This is a genomic window from Luteibacter sp. SG786 (assembly GCF_011759605.1).
Lineage (GTDB): Bacteria > Pseudomonadota > Gammaproteobacteria > Xanthomonadales > Rhodanobacteraceae > Luteibacter.
On the sequence record NZ_JAAOYX010000001.1, the window covers coordinates 2,020,074 to 2,035,465 of the forward strand.

Sequence of the window (15,392 nt, forward strand, 5' to 3'; positions counted from 1 at the left end):
GGCGGCGGGAGGATCTTCCCGCCGCCACATTGGTGCCCGACGGGCGCCAGCCGGGTGCGGCTAAACTGGGCGGTCTCTCGCTGCCACGTTGCTTCCGACGCCATGAGCCGCACCACCGTCGCCACCATCCATCTTGGTGCCCTGCGCCACAATCTCTCCCGCGTCCGTGCCATGGCGGGCCCGGCGAAGGTGATGGCGGTGGTCAAGGCCGACGCCTATGGACACGGTCTGGAACGCGTGGCTCGTGCGTTGAACGGCGAAGCGGAAGCGTTCGCCGTGGCCGCCATCGCCGACGGGTTGCGCCTGCGCGCCGCCGGCCATGGGCAACGTATCGTGGTGCTGTCCGGCCCGGATACACCGTCCGACCTCGTGGAAATGCAGCGCCTCGGGCTCGACGCCCTTATTCACCATGATGCCCAACTGCCCTGGCTTTCACGGGCGGATCCCGCTCGCGGACCGCTGCGGGTGTGGATCAAGGTGGACACGGGCATGCACCGCCTCGGCTTTGCACCCGAGCGGGTGCGCGAAGTCCATGCCAGCCTGCGGGCGATGCCCGCCATCGACGACGAGATCGGGCTCATGACCCATTTCGCGTCGTCGGAGGAATTCGAAGGGCGCGATACCGCCTTGCAGATCGCCCGGTTTCGCGAGGCCACCGAAGGGCTCCCGGGACCGCGTGCGCTTTCCAATTCCGCTGCCGTGCTGGGCTGGCCCGATGCCCGTGGCGACTGGGTGCGCACAGGTGGCCTGTTGTATGGGCTCTCCGTGGTGGAAGGCCGGTCCGGATCGGATTTCGGGTTCCGCCCGGCCATGTCGCTCACCACGCGCCTCGTGGCGATCAACCGTCTCGCCAGGGGCGAGCGTGTCGGCTACAACGGCACGTATGTATGCCCCGAAGACATGGCCGTCGGCGTCGCCGCCATCGGTTACGGTGACGGGTATCCGCGCAGCGCGGCTCCCGGCACGCCGATGCTCGTGAACGGCCGCATCGCGCCCCTGGTCGGCCGCGTGTCCATGGATCTCATCACGCTCGACCTGCGCGGCGTGCCCGATGCGCGCGTGGGCGACAAGGTCACGCTCTGGGGCGAGGGCCTTCCCGTGGAGACGGTGGCCGCTTCCGCCGGCACGATCTCCTACGACCTCACCTGCGGCATGACGCGGCGCGTGCTGTTCGTCGAGGACGAGGCCTGACGCCATACCCTCGCCGCGTATCGCTCCGTGCGACGCATCCGCGCTATACATGGCGCTTCGCCTGAGGAATTCCTGCAACGATGGCCAAGGCCAAGACCGCATACGTCTGCACCCAGTGCGGCGCCGAACACAGCAAGTGGCAGGGCCAGTGCGCCGAATGCGGCGAGTGGAACGTGCTTTCCGAATTCGTGGTGCAGCCGGCGAAGCCGAACGCCGTGTCCACGGGCACGCGGCGCGGGGGCTATGCCGGGGAAGCGGCGGGGGCGCCGCGCATCACGCCACTGACCGAGGTGCTGCTGACTGCCGAGGCGCGCACGAACACGGGCATCGGCGAACTCGACCGCGTGCTCGGTGGCGGCCTGGTCGACGGATCGGTCGTGCTCATCGGCGGCGATCCCGGCATCGGCAAGTCCACGCTCCTGTTGCAGATGCTCGGCACGCTCGGCACCAGCCTGCCGAGCCTCTACGTCACCGGTGAGGAATCCCTGGGTCAGGTGGCGGGCCGGGCGCAGCGCCTGGATCTTCCGCTTGGCCCGCTCCACGCGCTGGCGGAAACCTGCATCGAGCGCATCCTCGAACAGGCCGCGGCGGCGCGCCCGCGCGTGCTGGTCATCGACTCGATCCAGACCATCTGGACCGAACTGCTCACCGCTGCTCCGGGCTCGGTAAGCCAGGTACGCGAATCGGCGGCGAAGCTCACCCGCTTTGCCAAGGAAACGGGTACGTCCGTGTTTCTGGTGGGCCACGTGACGAAGGAGGGCGGCATCGCCGGGCCCCGCGTGCTCGAACACATGGTGGACGCGGTGCTGTACTTCGAGGGCGAATCCGGCAGCCGCTTCCGTGTCCTGCGCGCTTTCAAGAACCGCTTCGGGGCGGTGAATGAACTGGGCGTCTTCGCCATGTCCGAGAAGGGCCTGCGCGAGGTGCCCAACCCGTCGGCGATCTTCCTCTCCGCGCACGCCGGCCCCACGCCGGGAAGCGCGGTGATGGTGACTCGCGAAGGCACCCGGCCGCTGCTCGTGGAAGTGCAGGCCCTGGTCGATCAATCCTCGCTGGGCAATCCACGTCGCGTGGTGCTCGGGCTCGAACAGAACCGCCTTGCGATGCTCCTCGCCGTGCTCCATCGCCACGGCGGCGTGGCCGCCTACGACCAGGACGTATTCGTAAACGTCGTCGGCGGCATCCGCGTGCAGGAAACCGCGTCGGACGTGCCCGTGCTCATGGCCGTGCTGTCGAGTCTGCGCGACCGTCCGCTCCCGGAGAAGACCATCGCCTTCGGCGAGGTCGGTCTCTCGGGCGAGATCCGGCCGGTGCCCAACGGCGAGGAGCGCCTGAAGGAAGCCGCCACGCACGGCTTCCGCCGCGCGGTGGTTCCGGCGGCGAATGCACCGAAGCGCGGCCGCGTGGGCGAGATGGAAGTGATCGGCGTCGAGCGACTGTCCCAGGCGATCGACGCCAGTCGCGAGTGACCCCGCGAGCGCCCGTTATTGCGGTGGCCCGAACAACACCAGTGCGCGTTCCTTCCAGTTCCGCGCGGATTTCAGGGTGCGAAACATCTGTATCCAGGCATGGAAGGCGATGCGGACGGGATTGTGACTGTGTATGGGCTTCACCAGGCCGTACCGTGGCGGCTCGTCCTCACGCTCCCGGCGGAACGAACCGAACAGCCTGTCGAACACGATCAGCACACCGCCGTAGTTGCAATCGATGTAATCGGGATTGCTGGCGTGGTGCACGCGGTGATGCGAAGGCGTGTTGAATACGAACTCGATCGGCCGCGGCAGTCGTCCGATCAGCTCCGTGTGCAACCAGAACTGATACAGCAGGTTCACCGCCAGCGCGGCGAGCACCACGGGAACCGGAAATCCGACCCATACCAGCGGCGCGAAGAACACCGTCGCACCGGTGATCTTCCCGGTCCAGCCAAGGCGATACGCGGACGACAGTGTGTACTGGTTGGACGAGTGGTGAACCGAGTGGTTCAACCAGAACCAGTGGATGCGGTGGTCGGCACGATGCATCCAGTAGTAGCAGAACTCCTGGCCCACGAAGAGCAGCGCCCAGTGCCACCAGCGGTCCATGGCGAAGGTGGGGATGCGCCATTGCCACACCGCATAAAGCAAAGCTCCGGTGATGCCGGCCTGGAGCAGTCGATTGACCAGCACGCGGCCCAGCGCATCACCGAGCGATGCCCAGTAGGCTTTCCAGTCGTGCCCGAGGCCACGGCGTTGCCGCAGCCACCCTTCGGCGGCGGCGATCAGCACGAACAACGGCAGCGGTAGCACCAGCAAGCCGAGCGACGACGTATTCATGGTGATCGCCGTCGTGGTTCAGCGACCGAAGCGCTGACGCGCGGCGGCGGCGGCCTGCTTGAGTTCGCCGGGAGACAGCTTTCCATCCTGGTCGGTATCGATCTTGTCGAAGTTCTTGGCGATACGCGGCAGGCCGGCTTCGGCTTCCTTGCGATCGATAAAGCCGTCGCCGTTGGCGTCGGCCGCCTTGAGGCGTGCCTGCATGTCCTGCTTGGCCTCGGCCGCGCGGTCGCTCTGCGCGAAGGATGAGGTGGACGCGACGAGCAGGGCCGCGGCGAGCAGATAGTGAAGTTTCGGCATGGGATACCTCGTGGGTTGAGAAGGTGGCCATCCATGGCCTGTGGGAGGGTTGGGGATCAGTTGCCGCGGCAGGCGATCGTCTCGCCCGCGGCGTTGGTGCAGGTGCCGGTGTGGGTCACCACGCCGTTCTGGACGCTGGTGGAGCCGTTGTAGCTGTTTCCGTTCTTGCCGGTGGCGCTGGTGCTGCGGCTGCCGTTGACGTTGCCCTCGGCATCGCGGGCGATGCTCCCGCTGGTGGTCGCGTAGCCACCATTGGGGCCGTTGATCGAGGCGCTGCCCTGTCGACCGGCGCTTCCGTCGGCGTTGCGGTAGAAGCTGCCCTGGCGCTGCGCGGTGCCGCCGTTGGCACCCGCGGCATAGGCTCCGCTGCGCCCATCGACATTGCCCTGGCCGTCGCTGGTCACGCGGCGGCCACGCGTGTACGCACCGCGCTCGCCACGGGCCGCGGCCCCGGTGACGGCGGTGCGGCCTCCGTCGCCGGTATGGGCCACGGCATGGCCGCGGATTCGGCCTTGCGCCGAGGCATCGGGAATCGTGGCGGCCGATGTGCCGGTCAGCACCAACGCCGCCAGTAGCAGGGTCGTTCTGTTCACAGGAGGTCTCCTTCGGGTCGGCGCGAGGCGTTCTCGCGGTAGGCCCAAACTAGTGCCCACCGCCGGCGAAGGTGTGTCGTGATAGCTACCGCATGTTTCGACGGCGCGTCCTGGAAACATTCGCTTACAAACGCTCTGGGAAGGGCGTTGCGCGGGCTCGCAGCTAGCCGCGATAGTGGCGCCATGGACGAAACCCTGGCCCGCATCCTTCTGGTCGACGACGACGCACGCCTGCGCGACCTGCTGCTGCGCTACCTGCAATCGCAGGGCTTCGAGGTAAAGGGCGTGGGCGACGGCGCGCAGATGCGACAGGCATTGGATCGAGGCCATTACGACCTGATCGTGCTGGACCTGATGCTGCCCGGAGAAGACGGTCTGGATATCTGCCGCCGCCTCCGTGGCCAGGGCGACGACACGCCGATCGTGATGCTCACCGCCAAGGGCGACGAGATCGACCGCATCGTGGGCCTGGAGATCGGTGCCGACGACTACCTGCCCAAACCGGTCAATCCGCGCGAATTGCTGGCGCGGATCAAGTCGGTGCTGCGGCGCGCCCGCCCGGCACCCGGGGCGCCGGAGCCGGACGGTGGCGAGATCCGTTTCGGCCCGTTCCGACTGGATCTGGGTCGCCGCGAACTGAGCCGGAACGGCGCGCTGCTGCGCCTGACCTCGGGCGAATTCGCGGTGCTGACGGTGCTGCTGCGCCACCCGCGGCAGCCGCTCAGCCGCGACCGGCTGATGAGTCTGGCGCGCGGCCGCGAGCACGAGGCTTTCGAGCGGAGCATGGATGTCACCATTGCCCGCCTGCGCCGGCTGCTGGAAGACGATGTGCGCAATCCGCGCGTCCTGCAGACTGTATGGGGCGTGGGTTACGTCTATGTACCGCCGGATGAAATCGCATGAGCCGCCTTCCGTTGCCGCGCAGCGTGTTCGGACAGCTCGTGCTCGTGATCGGGCTGGTGTTGCTCGGCGCGGCGGTGCTGGCCGTGGCGATGGGGCGTCAATTGGCCACCCGCCCGGCTGCCGGGCAATTGCTGAAAGCCATGGACGGCTTTGCCGATGTCGCCGAGGAACTGGCGCGCACCCAGCCCCACGAACGCGTGGTGGCCCACTTGCGCAATGCCGGACTGGCGGTGAGCGAACTGCCGCCGCCACCGCGCGACCTGCGTGCCGTGCCATTCATGCGCGAGTTGCTAGAGCAGGCGCCGCAGCAGCTTGCCCGTGGTCGCGAGGTGCGCCTGGGGCGAATCGGCATGGCGAATGTGGTGTGGCTGAAGCTGAATACGCAGCCGGCATTGTGGGTTTCGTTCGCTTTCGATCAGCGCGCCAGTCGCGTATTGCGCTTTTCGGTACTGATGCTGTTCGTGGGCGCGGTGCTGGTCTGGCTGGCGGCGGCCTATTACGCGCGCCGCCTGGTGGTGCCCTTGCGGCGTCTGGCGCAATCCGCCCCGGCGATCGTGCGCGGCGAATCGCCGCCCCCGGGCGCGCTGGCGGGGCCGCGGGAAGTGCAGGAACTGGCGCGGGCCCTGGCCGATTCGAGCAGGGACGTACGCGAGGCCGCCGAGGAACGGGCGCTGATGCTCGCCGGCATCTCGCATGACCTGCGCACGCCGCTGACGCGACTGCAGTATGCGGTGGAACTCGTGCCCGGCGTCGATGCGGAACTGCGCGCCGGCATGCATCGCGATATCGCCGATGTCGATGCGATCCTGTCGCAGTTCATCGCCTATGCGCGCGACGGCCGCGACGAAGCCAGCGAACCTCTCGACCTCGCCGTGCTGTGTCGCCATGCGATCAGCGCCTGCGAGCACGAGTGGCAGGTGGAAACGCCCCTCTACGCGCCCATGACCGGCAAAACGATGGCGTTGCAGCGCGCGGTGGGGAACTTGCTCGTGAACGCGCAACGGCACGGGGCACCTCCCTATTCGCTGCGACTTTTGCGGCAAGGCGATGCCTGGCGGCTCGAGGTCGCCGACCATGGCCCCGGTTTATCCGCGCAGGCAGCGGAGCGCGCGCGCCAGCCGTTCGTGCATGGCGAGGGTGGCGGTACGGGCCTGGGGCTGGCGATCGTCGAGCGCGTCGCACGCCAGCATGACGGTGAGCTGCGACTTTTGCCGCTGCATCCTCATGGACTGGTAGCGACGCTCGTGTTGCGCGGAAGTTGATCGTTCCATCGACGAGGCGGACGTTATGGGTAAGAGACGAGCGTACGTGGTGGCAGGCGCGGCCTGGATCGCATTAGGCCTGGCCGGCATCGCGCATGGCGCAAACGACGATGTGCGGCAGCCCGAATCACGGGTGGTGCACGACGTTGCCTACGGCAGCGACCCTCGGCAGCGTTTCGACGTGTATCTGCCACCGTCGCCACATGACGCCCCGGTTATTTTCATGGTGCACGGGGGCGCCTGGGCGATCGGCGACAAAACCAATCCGGGTGTTGTCGACAGCAAGGCCGCCTACTGGCTCCCCAAGGGATACGTGCTGATATCGGTGAACTATCGGCTGCTGCCTGGAGCCGGGCCGTTGGAGCAGGCCAACGACGTGGCCCGGGCGTTGGCTGCCGCGCAACGGCTGGCGGCGTCGTGGGGAGCGGACTCCCACCGGTTCGTATTGATGGGGCACTCGGCAGGTGCGCACCTGGTCGCCTTGTTGGGCGCCGATCCGGAGTTGCTGTCCGCCGCCGGGGCCGTTCGCCCGCGGGGCGTCGTTTCCCTGGACAGCGCCGCGATGGACGTCGTGCAGATCATGGAGTTTCCGTGCCATCCCAGGCTTTACGATCGCGCCTTTGGCGAGAACCCACGCGACTGGGCCGCCGCATCGCCCTACCACCGGCTCCGGTCCGGTGCGCTGCCCATGCTGGCCGTGTGTTCCAGCCGGCGTTTCGATGCCTGCCCGCAGGCGCGCCGTCTTGCCCAGAAGGCGGCAACACTCGGCTCGCGGGTCGATGTGCTGCCGCAAGACCTGTCGCACGCCGAGATCAACCGAACGTTGGGACAGCCCTCGGATTACACGGCGCGGGTAAGCGCCTTCATCGACGGGCTTGTCGCCTTGTAGCCGGCGATGCAGCAGCCGGCACGCCGGCTTGCGCTATGGCGTTCTGTGCAGGATCAACTCGAGCACGGCTTTCGTGCCGAAGAACGCCAGCAGCAGGATGCCCATGCCGATCAGCGTGAGATAAACCGCACGAATGCCGCGCCAGCCATACCGCCAGCGGCCCCACAGCAGCACGCCGAAGACGATCCACGCGATGATCGACAGCACCGTCTTGTGTACGAGGTGCTGTCCGAACAGGTCGCCCACGAAGAGCGCGCCGGTGACCAGCGTGAGGGTCAGCAGCACGAAGCCCACCGCGATGAGGCGGAACAGCAGTACTTCCGTCAGCGTGAGAGGGGGCAGGGCACGCAACCAGTGGCCGAAACGGCTGCGGCGGAGCGCGCGTTCCTGGATGGCGAGCAGCACCGCCAGCGCGGCGGCGATCGAGAGGATGCCGAAGGCGAACACCGCGATGGTCACGTGCAGTTCGATCTGCCACGTCATCGACTGCGGCGTGGTGCTGGGCGCGAGCCAGGCGTCGATGCCGAGAAGCACGGCCGACAACGGGAAGATCAGGATGCCCAGGCCGGCGACGGGGCGGGACAGGTTCACCACCAGCGTGAGCGTCGAGGCGATCCACGCCACCAGAGAGAGGGCGGCGAAGAAGTGCAGGTCGAGCGTGCCGCGATGGGCCGTGAGAAGGAGAACGCCGTGCGCCAGCGCCGCGAAGGTGGCGAGCGTCATGCCCCAGCGCGCGAGCGGCTGCCCACCCGTCGCGAGCGGCCGGGCGAGAACGCCGGCGGCGGACAGGTAAAGGACCACGGCGACCAGGGAAAGGGCGGTGACGATCATGGGGGCGCAGTGTGGCATAGAGCGGTGGCTTTGTAGGAGCCGCTATAGCGGCGAGGGGCGCCCCTCGCCGCTTCATCGTTCCGTTGGCTTCTCGCCGCCATGGCGGCTCCCACAAAGTGGCAGATCGAAGGTTCGGCTATAATCCGCGGTTTACCGCATCCTGCCGAATCCCTCATGTTCGAATCCCTCAGCCAGCGCCTGTCCGACACCGTCAACCGCCTGCGTGGCCGCGGCCGGCTGACGGAGGAAAACATTCGCGAAACCTTGCGCGAAGTGCGCATCGCCCTGCTCGAGGCCGACGTGGCCCTGCCGGTGGTGAAGGCGCTGGTGGAGCGCGTGAAGGTGCGCGCCGTGGGCCAGGAAGTGCTGAAGAGCCTTTCTCCGGGCCAGGCGCTGGTCAAGGTCGTCAGCGACGAACTCACGTCCGTGATGGGCGCCGCCAACAGCGAACTGAACCTGGCCGCGCAGCCGCCGGCCGTCGTGCTCATGGCGGGCCTGCAGGGCGCGGGCAAGACCACCACGGTCGGCAAGCTGGCCCGCTTCCTCAAGGAGCGCAAGAAGAAGCGCGTGATGGTGGTCAGCTGCGACGTCTATCGTCCGGCGGCGATCGAGCAGTTGCGCACCCTGGCCAGCCAGGTCGAGGTGTCCTTCTTCCCCTCCGAGGCCGGGCAGAATCCGGTCGACATCGCGAAGGCCGCCGTGGCGGCGGCCCGCCGCGAGGTCATCGACGTGCTGCTGGTGGATACCGCCGGCCGCCTGCACATCGACGAGGCCATGATGGCCGAGATCAAGGCCCTCCATGGTGCCCTCGATCCCATCGAAACGCTGTTCGTGGTCGACTCCATGACCGGCCAGGACGCCGCGAACGTCGCCAAGGCCTTCGCCGATGCGCTGCCGCTTACCGGTGTGGTCCTGACCAAGACCGACGGCGATGCCCGCGGCGGTGCGGCGTTGTCGGTGCGCTACATCACCGGCCGCCCCATCAAGTTCCTCGGCGCAGGCGAGAAGACCGACGCCCTGGAGCCGTTCCACCCCGACCGCGTGGCCCAGCGCATTCTCGGCATGGGCGACGTCCTGTCGCTGGTCGAGGAAGTCGAGCGCAAGGTCGACCAGGAAAAAGCCCAGAAGCTGGCCGAGAAGGTCATCAAGGGCAAGCGCTTCGATCTCAACGACATGCGCGACCAGCTTGAGCAGATGAGCAACATGGGTGGCCTGGCGGGCCTCATGGACAAGCTTCCGGGCATGTCCAGCATTCCCGACAGCGTCAAGTCCAAGGTCAACGACAACGAGCTGAAGCGCATGGTGGCCATCATCGGCTCCATGACGAAGAAGGAGCGCCGCCATCCGGACCTCCTCAACGGCTCGCGCAAGGCCCGCGTGGCGCGTGGCTCCGGCACGCAGCCCGCCGACGTGAACCGCCTGCTGAAGCAGTACATGCAGATGGAAAAAATGATGTCCAAGCTGTCCAAGGGCGGCAGCAAGGGGCTCCTGCGGCAGATGCGCGGCGCCATGAAGGGCATGGGCGGGATGGGCGGCATGATGCCGCCGGGCCGCTGACGCGGCCCGGAGTGAACCGTGAGCAGTGAACCGTAAGTAATAGCGGCGGTCCCCGGGGCCGCGGCGGCAGCTCACGGTTTACGGTTAACTCTTTACACACTCGAAATTTTCACTACAATGTTCGGCTTTACCGCGCCCGCTTCTCGCGCGCGCCTTGCCGGACTACGGCATTCTGGAGCTCGTAACTTATGGTTAAGATTCGTCTTTCGCGCGGTGGCGCCAAGGGCCGTCCGTTTTATCACGTCGTCGTGACCGACCAGCGCGCACCGCGCGATGGCCGCAACATCGAGCGCGTGGGCTACTACAACCCGGTCGCTTCGGGCGCCGACAAGCGCCTCGAGCTCGACGTCGCCAAGGTCCAGGCCTGGGTGGCCAAGGGTGCGCAGCTGACCGACAAGGTCCGTGCCCTCGTGAAGGAAGCCGGCAAGCTGGCTGCTTGATGTCGACGGAGTCCGGGAAGCGCGTCCGCGTTGGGCGCATTGTCGGGCTCCACGGCGTGCAGGGACAGGTCAAGCTCGAAAGCTGGACCGAACCCCGCATCCAGATCTTCCGCTATCAGCCATGGCTGCTCACGGCGCCGGGTGTGGAGCGGGAGATGAACGGAATCCGAGGGCGCGCGCAGGGAAAGGGCATCGTTGCCACCCTGCCGGGCATCGAGGATCGCGACCAGGCGGCCGCGCTGGTCGGTTGCGAAATCACGGTTTCGCGCGACACGCTGCCGCCCCCCGCACCGGGCGAGTTCTACTGGACCGACCTCGAAGGCCTTGAGGTCGTCACCAAGGAAAACGCCAGCCTGGGAAGGGTGAGCCATCTTTTCGCCACGGGCGCCAACGACGTCATGGTGGTGAAGGAAGGCGACAGGGAGCGGTTGATTCCGTTCGTCCAGGGCCCCTACGTGCATTCCGTCGATTTCGACGCGGGGCGCATCGTGGTGGACTGGGACCCCGAGTTCTGATACGCGAAGCCTGAAGATCATGCGCATCGACGTGGTTTCGCTGTTTCCCGATTTCGTCCGCCAGTCGGCCGCGATCGGGGTGGTCGGAAGGGCGCAGCAGCGCGAACTGTTACAGGTGGAAACCTGGAACCCTCGCGACTTCGCCACCGACAATTACCGTACCGTGGACGGCCGTCCCTTCGGCGGCGGGCCCGGCATGGTGATGCTGATCGAACCCCTGCGGGCCGCCCTGGCGGCGATCCGCGAGGCCGCACCGGAGCCGGTGCATGTGATTTACCTCAGCCCGCAAGGTGCGCGGCTGACGCAGAAGCGGGTGGAAGCGCTGGCCAAGATGCCGCGAATCGCCCTCATCTGCGGACGTTACGAGGGTGTGGACGAGCGCCTGCTCGAGCACGAGGTCGACGAAGAGCTCTCAATCGGCGATTATGTGCTGTCTGGCGGGGAACTCGGCGCAGCGGTGGTTATCGATGCGGTGGGTCGTCTACAGGAAGGCGCGTTGAACGACGCGCAGTCCGCCCAGCAGGACTCCTTCTCGGATGGCCTTCTGGATTGCCCGCATTACACCCGTCCCGTGCATCACGATGCGTGGGGCGGCGTGCCGGAGGTGCTGCTTTCCGGCGATCACGCGGCTATTCGCCGCTGGCGTCGGAAGCAGTCGCTGGGTCGTACCTGGCTGCGCCGGCCGGATCTGCTAACGCAGCGTGTGCTCGACGACGAGTCGAGGGCATTGCTGGACGAATTCCGCCGTGATTACGAACGGCTAAACGCTACAAATTTGACAGGTGCGCCATGAACAAACTCCTCCAACAGTTCGAAGCCGAGCAGATCGCCCGCCAGCTGCCGGATTTCGGTCCTGGCGATACCGTCGTCGTCAATGTGAAGGTGAAGGAAGGTAACCGCGAGCGCGTCCAGGCGTTCGAGGGCATCGTCATCGCCAAGCGCAGCCGCGGCCTGCATTCCGCCTTCACCGTGCGCAAGATCTCGCACGGCACCGGCGTGGAGCGCGTGTTCCAGTCGCACAGCCGCGCCATCGACTCGGTGGAAGTGAAGCGCAAGGGCAAGGTCCGCGGCGCGAAGCTGTACTACCTGCGTGGTCTGGAAGGCAAGGCCGCCCGCATCAAGGAAGACGTGGCCGCCGCCGCTGCCGCCAAGGCCGCGAAGAAGGCTGCCGCCGCCGCCGAGTAATCGGCTACCGCACGGCAAACGAAAAGCCCGCGAGCGATCGCGGGCTTTTTTCGTTGTGCGGGAGCTTGCTTGCTTTGTGTGGGAGCCGCTTCAGCGGCGATGGGTGCTTGCGGCAAGCCTGCCCGCTGCCGCGGGATCGCCGGCAATAGCCGGCTCCCACAGGGCTTCGCGAGGGCCGGCGGTCAGACCGGCATGTATTCCTCGGCCAGCACCTTCGCGGGCTCCTGCAGGAAGTTGCCCTGGATGAAGTCCACGCCGCAGGCGAACAGCAGCGACGTGCTCACGGCGTCCTCGACCCATTCGGCCACCGTCTGCTTGCCGGAGGCGTGGCCTTCCTTGCAGATCTCGGCGATCTTCTTCTGGTTTTCCGGGTGCTGCGGCAGGTCGGTCATGAAGCTGCGGTCGATCTTCAGGAAGTCGACCTCGACGTGGTTCAGCAGCTGGAACGAATTGAGACCGGAGCCGAACTGCTCGATGGCGAACCCGCCACCGGCCTGGCGCCAGCCCGCCACGAACTCCTGCGTGGGGCGCAGGCTGGTGAGCACCTTCGATTCCGGCATCTCGATGACGAGCTTGCTGCGGCGGAGATTGGCGCCTTGCAGGCGACGCACGAGCCAGGGCAGGAGATCTGGATCCTCGAGCGACTGCAGGGTCATCTTCACGAAATAGGTGGTGGTCAGCCCGTCGTTCTCGCGGTGCGCGAGTGCGTCGATAGCGTGTCCCAGCACCCAGCGGTCGATGGCGGGCAGCAGGCCGTTGCGCTCGGCCACGGGGAAGAAGTACGACGGCAGCACGTCGCCCTTGGGGCCGCGCATGCGCACGAGGATCTCGTAGTGCTCGCCGGCCGCGTCCTGCAGGCTGATGATTTGCTGGTGGTAAAGCCGCAGGCCGTCCTGCGCCAGCGCCTCGCGAACCAGATCCAGCCAGTATTGCTCGCGCTCCGCATCCGCTTTCTCGCGGGCGCTCGGGTCGTGCAGTTCCACCCGGTTGCCGCCCTGGTTCTGCGCGGCCCGCAAGGCGGCGCTGGCCTGCTCCAGCACCGTTTCGGTGTTGGCGTTCTTTTCGGCGAGCAGCGTGCCGCCGATGGTGACCGTGACCGTGAGCGAGCGCGAACCCGCGTCGAAAATGGTTTCCGCGATCGTCGTGCGAAGGCGCTCGGTGAGGGCGGCGTGTTCCAGGTCGCCGCGCGGCGACAGGATCAGGCCGAGCGTGTGGTCGCCGACGACGCCGGCGATGTCGTCCTCGTCGATGGATTCGCCCACTTTCGCGGCAAGCGCCGCGAGCAGGTGGTCGGCATTGCCGATGCCGGCGCTCGCGACGATGTCCTTCCAGTTGTCCGGTTCGAGCAGGATCACCGCCTGGCCCGCATTGCCGGCCGCCGCCGCAGCCACGGCCTGGTCGATGGACTCGAGCGTGCGCGCGCGGTTGAACAGGCCGGTGACCGGATCGCGCTGCAGCTGGGCCACGAGCGCGGCGTCGACGGTCTGCTGGCGGAACACGATCTGCAGGCAGGACTCGCCTTCGAAGGTGGCTTGCGCGAAGTCGACCATCGCCTTGAACGTGCCGCCGTCGTCGCGGCGGGCCAGCAGCTCTATGGCCTGCGGCACTTTCTCGCCTTTCGACAACGCGCGCAGGGTGTTCTTGAAATCGTCGGCGTGGGTGCCGGCGATGAGGTCGAGGATAGGCAGGCCGATGATGTCGTCGAACTCGGCGAAGCCGAACGCTTCGAGGTATGCCTGATTGACGCGCACGTGCATGCCCTCGTGCACGTAGGCGATGGCGTCACGGGAGGAGTCGAGCAGGGCGTCGCAGCGGCGTTCGGTCTCGCGCAGCGAGGTTTCCAGGCGACGTACCTGCCGCCGGGTGGAAAGCGCCTCGAATTCGCGCTGGACCACCGCCAGGAGTTGGTCGGGCCGCTTGCGTAGCGCCACGCCGCGCGAGCCTCGCACCATGAGGTCGGCTACCGCCTCGTCGTCCGCCAGGCCATCCACCACGGCGATGAGGGCGAGGTCGCGGCCGCTGGCGTCGAGCTGGCGCATCACCGCCGCCGTGTCGATGCCGGGAACGGCCGGATTCATCAGTACGAGGTCAGGCACGATCTCGTCGAGGCAGGCCTTGATCTCGTCGGGGTTGGTGGCCCGTGCGGGGCGCACCGCGATGCCGCCGTTGCGCAAAACGTTGATCAAGAGCTCGGCGTCTTCCACCGAGCTCTCGATGAAGAGGATCCTGATGACGTTGTCGTGTTTCATGCCGTTCCGAAGTACCGCTGGTCTATCCCGCGAACCGGCTGGCCGGTCCGTTCCCCCATAGCGCGGTCCGGACGGGTCGGCCCGACCGGATGACGTCCATACTAACGCGCAAAATCGGTGATAGGTCGCTTGGCGGGATCGCCCTGGAGTTCACGCACCAGTCTGGGCACCAGGTAGCCGGGCAGGCGGCCTCGCAGGGCTTCCATCAGCCACAGGGCCCGATCGTCGTCGACCTCGTAATGCGCGGCGCCCTGCACCTTGTCCAGCTGGTGCAGGTAGTAGGGAAGCACCCCCGCTGCGAACGATCGTTCCGCCAGCGCCGTGAGCGTGTTCACGTCGTCGTTCACGCCGCGAAGGAGCACGGCCTGGTTGAGCAGGCTGGCGCCCGCGGCCCGCAGGCGCGCGCAGGCGGCGTCCACGCCCTCGTCGAACTCGTTCGCGTGGTTGGCGTGCAGGACCACCAATTTTTGCAACGGCAGGGCGGAAAGCCACGCCGTAAAGGCTTCGTCGACGCGCTCCGGCAGCACCACCGGCAGGCGCGTGTGGATGCGCAGCCGGATCACGTGGGGCAGTTCGGCCAGGCCCCGAGTGAGTTCCTCGAGCTTGTGCGTGGCCAGTGAAAGGGGGTCGCCGCCCGAGAGGATGATCTCGCGGATCGAGGTGTCGGCCCGCACGTGGGCCAGGGCCTCGCGCCACTGCGCGGCCGCGGCGATCTCCTCGGCATACGGGAAGTGGCGGCGGAAGCAGTAACGGCAGTTCACGGCACAGCTGCCGCTGGCGATCAGAAGGGCGCGGCCGTCGTACTTGTGCAGCACCCCGTGCCCGGCACGGGAGGCCATGTCGCCCACCGCGTCCACGGTGTAGCCCGGCCGGGTCTCGTGCTCCACGGCGCGGGGAAGGACCTGCAGCAGCAAGGGGTCGGTGGGATCGCCCTGGCGCATGCGCGCCACGAAACCACGTGGGACCCGGAGCGGGAAGCCCGCGTCATCCGCCGGAAGGAGGTCGGTGCGGTGGGCGAGGCCGACGGCGGCCAGGAGTTCACGGGCGTCGGTGATCGATTCCCGCCAGACCTCGCGCCAGTCCCGGGAGGGCGGCGATAGGCGGGAGGAGGGGCTTGCGGTTATCATTATGGACCTTGGATCGGGCCCAGAGGCCCGTGACAACC

16 protein-coding genes are annotated in these 15,392 nt (G+C 67.3%); 10 read left to right on the forward strand and 6 right to left on the reverse strand.

Annotated features, from left to right (window positions below; translation table 11 throughout):
* Window positions 1–102 precede the first annotated feature (102 nt).
* Together alr and radA are read left to right on the forward strand one after the other, a co-directional pair.
* A complete protein-coding gene (gene alr / locus FHS47_RS09305; protein ID WP_167026047.1) occupies window positions 103–1,191 on the forward strand; it encodes an alanine racemase in 1,089 nt (362 codons plus the stop codon).
* Between the two features lie 80 nt (window positions 1,192–1,271).
* Window positions 1,272–2,660, forward strand: coding sequence for a DNA repair protein RadA (gene radA, locus FHS47_RS09310; protein ID WP_167026050.1), 1,389 nt, complete (start codon window positions 1,272–1,274; stop codon window positions 2,658–2,660).
* 15 nt (window positions 2,661–2,675) lie between these two features.
* Here the strand turns inward: radA and FHS47_RS09315 are convergent, their stop codons facing one another.
* Genes FHS47_RS09315 through FHS47_RS09325 form a run of 3 tightly spaced genes read right to left on the reverse strand, consistent with a single transcriptional unit; the run spans window position 2,676 to window position 4,396 of the window.
* Window positions 2,676–3,503, reverse strand: coding sequence for a sterol desaturase family protein (locus FHS47_RS09315; RefSeq protein ID WP_167026053.1), 828 nt, complete (start codon window positions 3,501–3,503; stop codon window positions 2,676–2,678).
* Between the two features lie 18 nt (window positions 3,504–3,521).
* A complete protein-coding gene (locus tag FHS47_RS09320) occupies window positions 3,522–3,803 on the reverse strand; it encodes an EF-hand domain-containing protein (protein WP_167026056.1) in 282 nt (93 codons plus the stop codon).
* A 56-nt stretch (window positions 3,804–3,859) separates the two neighbouring features.
* Window positions 3,860–4,396, reverse strand: coding sequence for a hypothetical protein (locus FHS47_RS09325; protein WP_167026059.1), 537 nt, complete (start codon window positions 4,394–4,396; stop codon window positions 3,860–3,862).
* Between the two features lie 183 nt (window positions 4,397–4,579).
* Here FHS47_RS09325 and ompR point away from each other — a divergent pair, with 183 nt between their 5' ends.
* The 3 genes from ompR to FHS47_RS09340 are packed head-to-tail and all read left to right on the forward strand — an operon-like array spanning window position 4,580 to window position 7,450.
* Complete coding sequence (gene ompR / locus FHS47_RS09330) at window positions 4,580–5,299, forward strand: two-component system response regulator OmpR (protein WP_167026062.1); 720 nt, start codon at window positions 4,580–4,582, stop codon at window positions 5,297–5,299.
* Window positions 5,296–6,561 (forward strand): ATP-binding protein, encoded by a 1,266-nt coding sequence (locus FHS47_RS09335; RefSeq protein ID WP_167026065.1) that lies wholly within the window; start codon window positions 5,296–5,298, stop codon window positions 6,559–6,561. Before ompR ends, FHS47_RS09335 begins: the two co-directional genes overlap by 4 nt.
* A 25-nt stretch (window positions 6,562–6,586) precedes the next feature.
* On the forward strand, window positions 6,587–7,450 hold the full coding sequence (locus FHS47_RS09340; RefSeq protein ID WP_167026068.1) for an alpha/beta hydrolase: 864 nt from the start codon (window positions 6,587–6,589) through the stop codon (window positions 7,448–7,450).
* A gap of 33 nt (window positions 7,451–7,483) precedes the next feature.
* On the opposite strand, the gene ccsA is transcribed toward FHS47_RS09340, so the two are convergent.
* On the reverse strand, window positions 7,484–8,281 hold the full coding sequence (ccsA, locus tag FHS47_RS09345) for a cytochrome c biogenesis protein CcsA (protein ID WP_167026071.1): 798 nt from the start codon (window positions 8,279–8,281) through the stop codon (window positions 7,484–7,486).
* 174 nt (window positions 8,282–8,455) lie between these two features.
* On the opposite strand from ccsA, the gene ffh reads away from it, so the two are divergent.
* The 5 genes from ffh to rplS all read left to right on the forward strand — a co-directional run bounded on the left by ffh (window position 8,456) and on the right by rplS (window position 11,978).
* On the forward strand, window positions 8,456–9,838 hold the full coding sequence (gene ffh / locus FHS47_RS09350) for a signal recognition particle protein (RefSeq protein ID WP_167026074.1): 1,383 nt from the start codon (window positions 8,456–8,458) through the stop codon (window positions 9,836–9,838).
* Between the two features lie 188 nt (window positions 9,839–10,026).
* Entirely contained in the window at window positions 10,027–10,278 is a 252-nt protein-coding gene (rpsP, locus tag FHS47_RS09355) for a 30S ribosomal protein S16 (protein ID WP_166699047.1), read from the forward strand.
* Window positions 10,278–10,793, forward strand: coding sequence for a ribosome maturation factor RimM (gene rimM / locus FHS47_RS09360; protein WP_167026077.1), 516 nt, complete (start codon window positions 10,278–10,280; stop codon window positions 10,791–10,793). Before rpsP ends, rimM begins: the two co-directional genes overlap by 1 nt.
* 19 nt (window positions 10,794–10,812) lie before the next feature.
* Window positions 10,813–11,586 carry a tRNA (guanosine(37)-N1)-methyltransferase TrmD gene (trmD, locus tag FHS47_RS09365; RefSeq protein WP_167026081.1) on the forward strand — a complete coding sequence of 258 codons (774 nt, stop codon included), beginning with the start codon at window positions 10,813–10,815 and terminating at the stop codon, window positions 11,584–11,586.
* The gene (gene rplS / locus FHS47_RS09370) at window positions 11,583–11,978 is read left to right on the forward strand and encodes a 50S ribosomal protein L19 (protein WP_167026084.1); all 396 of its coding nucleotides are present in this window, start codon (window positions 11,583–11,585) and stop codon (window positions 11,976–11,978) included. Before trmD ends, rplS begins: the two co-directional genes overlap by 4 nt.
* Window positions 11,979–12,160: 182 nt before the next feature.
* Here rplS and FHS47_RS09375 read toward each other — a convergent pair whose 3' ends face one another.
* A complete protein-coding gene (locus FHS47_RS09375) occupies window positions 12,161–14,227 on the reverse strand; it encodes an EAL domain-containing protein (RefSeq protein WP_167026087.1) in 2,067 nt (688 codons plus the stop codon).
* A gap of 101 nt (window positions 14,228–14,328) precedes the next feature.
* Window positions 14,329–15,354 carry an EF-P beta-lysylation protein EpmB gene (epmB, locus tag FHS47_RS09380; RefSeq protein WP_167026090.1) on the reverse strand — a complete coding sequence of 342 codons (1,026 nt, stop codon included), beginning with the start codon at window positions 15,352–15,354 and terminating at the stop codon, window positions 14,329–14,331.
* Between the last annotated feature and the right edge of the window lie 38 nt (window positions 15,355–15,392).